The sequence below is a fragment of the Okeania sp. SIO2C9 genome (assembly GCF_010672455.1).
GTDB lineage: Bacteria > Cyanobacteriota > Cyanobacteriia > Cyanobacteriales > Microcoleaceae > Okeania.
Genome location: NZ_JAAHGO010000168.1, coordinates 1 through 4,911 on the forward strand (window position 1 = coordinate 1; position 4,911 = coordinate 4,911).

The following is a 4,911-nucleotide window of genomic DNA, read 5'->3' on the forward strand; positions in this document are numbered from 1 at the left end:
TTCATTGAGGTTCTGTAGATGTCGGTGAGAAGTCATACACACCCCCTTCAAAGGCAGAGTTGTAGTACTCTAATAGTTTCTGTTTACGCTGCTGTGTTGATTCAAGTTTCTTAGTTTTACTCTCTTTCAAGAGTTTGTTATTGGCTTCGAGGTTTTCAATTTCTAGGTCGATTAGTTCGATTTCCGTAGCGTATTCGGTGTTTTGGTAGTAGTTACGCCTAGCTTCTGCTCTCCGTTTGATAAGTTGGGCTTTTTGATTGGTACGATATTCTAATCGGCTAGATTTGGCTTCGTGCTGGACTAATTGTAGGAAAATATCTGCTGAGTATTTATCGATTTTAGTTTGATGGCTTAGTGCCATCTTGGTTGCTGCTCGGTAATACTGTGCTTCTTTAATTTCAGCACGGCATAGTTTCCGAGCAAGCTTTAACATTTCTGGGAGAAGCTTGGCGTTAGTTTCTGCTAGTTCAGCTATTTTTCTGAGGGCGCGGACATTTTCGGCCAGGTTTCCTGTTAAGTCTATTTTGCCTAGGTCGAAGGGTAATCCGAATTTCTGACCTAAAGCGGTTAGTTTTCCCTGGATAACTGGGGGAAGATACTTCTCGGCGCTGATAGTCTGGTGATGGTTTGAATGGTATAAAGTAAGACTTTTATCTTTAGCTGTGAGTTTCCCTCGCTGGCTCTTTTTTTTCTCGATTTTCATTACACAAATATCCTATAGCAACTAGCGCCACCCACTGGCTGAGTCTTCATGAAGTTAAGGCAGAGTGCGCGGGAATTACTGATTTTGGTAAATAGCAACGAACCTGCTGTGTCTACTGCAAATAGGCTTCCATTGGGCATATCGTCCCAATCCGTTGGGGACTTTTGGATGGTTAGGTTCTTTTGTATGGTTTCAACATCGCCAATGGGTCTGAGGACTGGGCGTGCTTTGCGCTTGCCTTGTTTGCGATTGCGGTAGTAGCGGTTGAGCTTGGTGTGTAGCTCTTTTGCTTCCTCTGGTGTTAAACCTTCTTCAGTACTTTTACTATTTGTTGTCATTGTATTTACTGTTTCTTGTGTCTCCATACTCTGTGTTTACTTAGCTATGTGACATTCAATGACGGGAGCTTGTATCAGATAAGCTGGAAGCAGATTACAGTGACTAAGGCTAGTACCCGCTTTCTGTTCTCCAGGCTGTGATAGGGATTGCTGATATCTATCCCTATCACATCATCCTTTTCCAGGTCGCAATACTATGTATTGGATTTGTGTATCTGACCTATACACAAAGCTTACATGACAGACTGCTAAATGACAACACCAGAGCTAAAAACAATTAATTTTAGAGTTCCTCCTATTGAAAGCGATGCTCTAGACCGCTATTGCGAACTTACGCAACGGAATAGAACAGAGATATTAAGAGAACTCATCAGAACGCTACCTACTTACAAAGTTCCTTCTGTTCAAGCCAAATCTGAAAACGGTACTGCTGCTTCCAACGAGGAGAGTTAGGAATCTCATCCTTACCCTGCTATTGCAAGTATTCTTTCAGCAATTCAAGTGGGGTCGGGGACGAGTAGTCTTAATGCTTGAGAAGCTACCGCCAAGTGCTATGTTTTACATCTAAGTTCGATTTGATTTATCCCGTATATAACATTCATATAATCCCATATATATACGGGTTTAAACCCTATTTACTGCTACTAATCGCAAGAGATTGGGGATAACTATAGTCCCCATAATCCCATATATATACCAAAAAATACCCTAGTTTGGGACTTAAAAACAGAGTACTTGATACCCTCCATATACGGAGCTGTACACATATTATTCAAAGGTGTTAGTCAGTTAATAAAGTGGTAAATAACCCGTATATATACGGTATTGAAGCCAACGTGGTTGAGGGGCTTGTCAACAAACAGGAGGTTTTATCAATAAGCGGTGCAGTTGTAGTACATCAAACCCCGGTTTTCACGCTATCATCAGCATTTGAGGGGCTTAGGCGAACAAATTATACAAAGACATCTTAGAATTATCTCTATGAAAGTTAATCGCTTCGGTCAAGCCGAAATCCTCAACACCCACCAAATTAACTTGCTCTTTGATAAGGATTTTGTCCAAAGTCTAATAATACAGGTTCTACAGTTTTCCACCCCACATCTTTTTTTTCCTGAATATATTGCCTCTTGTATGTAAAATCTTCAAGGAATTTAGGTGTGTGGTATTACTTTTGGCTACACAACGGTGGTGGGACTAATCGTTTCTGCGCGTGGAGGCTTAGTCAATGGACTGCTCATGAAGCGCGAAGCTCAAAGAGTAATCTTGAGAAGCCCCCGGTATAATCTTTGATTTACCGGGGGAGAACGTCACTGTCCAGCCACGGTAGGGACGAACAGCTGATTAATTAAGGGGCAAAAAGTTAAGCCACGATGATTTTTGGGTCCCAAACAAAGTACCCATGAAGCTTATGTTCCGAACTATCTAATTTATAAAGACCGAAATTGATATTGTAATTCATTGTCCCCTTTTCATCAACGTACCCATCGACTTCTGTTAAAGAGATATCAGTGAAGGCAGCGGGCACGATATTTGGGTATTTACCCCCAGGTATGGCACCTTTAATTTTCACCGTCTTTGTCCGTAAACCTGCGATTACTTCAGTACCACCCACAAACTTAATGTCGTAGATCAAAACACCGTAATGATTACCTGAAGAAAAACTAGTACTAGTCCAAAGAACATTATCGTTGACATCAGCATTAATGGCGAGGTCAGGTGTACCTTGCCCGGAACTCACGTAATCAGTGTCACCAAATAGGTACTGGGTTTCCCGGTGTTGGGTCATAATCTGTGTCGGGTGTTTGTGATCTTTTGAGGGATTGGGGTATAACTCTTCCAGCTTCAGCCCATTGATCACCATAAGAATATAGATATCTTTGCCTCTAGACATGTGTAAAATACCTCGTTGTTGGATAAGTTGAATGGTGGAGTGGGTAAAAGACCTAAACCTCTTAATAGGGAAAGATTCGACCCACCCCATCACTTAATAGGACGTAGAAAAAAGGAGAAACTGACAAAAGCCAATAGAACTCTTGCATAAATCTTTTGAACCCCTGGCATTCAGAGCATTAGAGAGACATACAATGTAGGGTAGGGTGTACCTGTACTTCTCTGGTATTTAGTTTCCCTTTAGTGTTCAAGCAGCGAATCAGCAGTTTAGGTCTAATGCCATTGAGACCAATGACATCTTTAGTAAAGAGGGTGGAAGCTTCATTAATGCGACAAGGCCTAAATAGAAGGTTGCTGTCATATGGTGCAGCGAGTAGAAAAAGTCATTTGTCAACCCCATTTCAGCCCCTTTTTGATGAAAGTTGCTAATGTAAACTTTGCCGAGTTTGACTCCTTTTAGGCAATGTTTTTACAAATCAGCACGTAGTTACAAGGCTTTGATAGACTTATTTTAAGTGATGCGCGCTTCTATTTTAGGCAATGTTTTTCGCCATAGAGGCTGTCAGAAAAAACATTTATTTAACTTATATATGGGAGTAGGCTTCATAATTCGGATTCAATCTCTGTATGCTTTGTTCAGTAAGGGTTTCAGAGCTAGGCTGCACTTGGTCGCAGCAACCCTATATTTAGGCCTAGTTGTAACTAAGAACTTTATGTGTTCAGTTGGCATTTCATGACAGTTTCCTTAGCTTTACGCCATCTAAAAACCAATATTCCTGTTCATGCTCAACATCGTATGAAATTGTTGCAACAAGCCTAGCTGTAAACACATCTAAGTCGATTTGTCAAATCATAAGTCCTCATACCTGACGAAACTCCGAAATTTAAAAAAAAGCCAACTTCGTCAGGAAAACCAGTCAGCTACAACCCTCATGGTTGAGGGATTTTTTCCGAGGCTTGGCGCTTAAGCGCCTATATATGGGGATAGTAAAAAGCGCCAAGCCCCATATTTAACCCGAGCTGAAGCGAGGACGATTTTTTTCCTATATACCTTGGGGTTAATATCCTCTACCTTTGCGACTTCATTGAGCATTTTGGTGTACTCTGTTCATACTCGGCGTCAGTGAACACCACAAAGAAAAAACAATCGCTACTCTCAATTTTTTAGCACCCTGCATATTACAGTCATTTTGTCAAATCTCCGCCTTTTTAACCCCCCCAAGTCGGGTAAAAAAAAAAAAAGGGCGACTTGGGGGGGTAAAACCGTCAGCTACAACCCGCATGGTTGAGGGATTTTTTGAAAACGTTTGGCGCTAAACCGCCTATATATGGGGATAGTAAAAAGCGCCAAGCCCCATATAAACCGAGCTGACGCGAGGACGTTTTTATCCCTTCAGTCACCTTGGGATTAACACTCTTTATCTAATTGACTGCATTGAGGTGTTGATGTATAATTATTATCTTCAATTAGTACCCTGCCGTAACGAATATCCAATTGATGCTTAGCTTTGAGCAAGCACTTGTACTCAGGATGGTCACTATATTCCCGAGTGAGGTGTCTATGCTTATTCGCTCCACGGGAGGTAGTAAATTTCATTTCACCCCGCCTAATCATCTCATCCAAGGTCTCAATCATCTCTTGGAAGTTGAGGTATCCCTCATCATCTATAAACCAAGACTCGTAGGATTGACCCGTTTTATCTCTGAGACGCTTCTGCTCCCTTTCCCAACTATCGAACTGTTTTTTACTTTGGAAAGTAAATTGAGTCAGAGAGCATTCTCTGAGCAATCGTGCCGACTCCACCGTACAGCCGGGAAAAGCTTCGGAATTCTTCCAACTAGTCTCATAGTTTTTCTTATATTCACCAGGCTTGAGAATCTTAGAGAATAAATAGGTCTTACATCTGCTCACCCTTTCCGGCTGATTTCTCAAGTCTGTTAGAAACTCCTCAGAAGGTGTGTAGTTAGAAGTCAGTAACT

5 protein-coding genes are annotated in these 4,911 nt (G+C 41.5%); 1 reads left to right on the forward strand and 4 read right to left on the reverse strand.

The features are described 5' to 3' along the window. Position 1: 1 nt before the first annotated feature. Both F6K23_RS39805 and F6K23_RS39810 read right to left on the reverse strand, forming a co-directional pair. Complete coding sequence (locus F6K23_RS39805) at positions 2-703, reverse strand: hypothetical protein (RefSeq protein ID WP_293166629.1); 702 nt, start codon at positions 701-703, stop codon at positions 2-4. Next, positions 703-1,068: a hypothetical protein gene (locus F6K23_RS39810; protein WP_293166631.1), complete on the reverse strand. Its 366-nt coding sequence runs from the start codon at positions 1,066-1,068 to the stop codon at positions 703-705. The genes F6K23_RS39805 and F6K23_RS39810 overlap by 1 nt, the downstream gene beginning before the upstream one ends. A gap of 225 nt (positions 1,069-1,293) precedes the next feature. On the opposite strand from F6K23_RS39810, the gene F6K23_RS39815 reads away from it, so the two are divergent. Next, the gene (locus tag F6K23_RS39815; RefSeq protein WP_293166633.1) at positions 1,294-1,494 is read left to right on the forward strand and encodes a CopG family transcriptional regulator; all 201 of its coding nucleotides are present in this window, start codon (positions 1,294-1,296) and stop codon (positions 1,492-1,494) included. A gap of 907 nt (positions 1,495-2,401) precedes the next feature. On the opposite strand, the gene F6K23_RS39820 is transcribed toward F6K23_RS39815, so the two are convergent. Then, entirely contained in the window at positions 2,402-2,932 is a 531-nt protein-coding gene (locus F6K23_RS39820; RefSeq protein ID WP_293166635.1) for an AidA/PixA family protein, read from the reverse strand. Between the two features lie 1,407 nt (positions 2,933-4,339). Continuing rightward, the coding region (locus F6K23_RS39825) for a hypothetical protein (RefSeq protein WP_293166637.1) at positions 4,340-4,911 on the reverse strand (572 nt) is incomplete at its 5' end.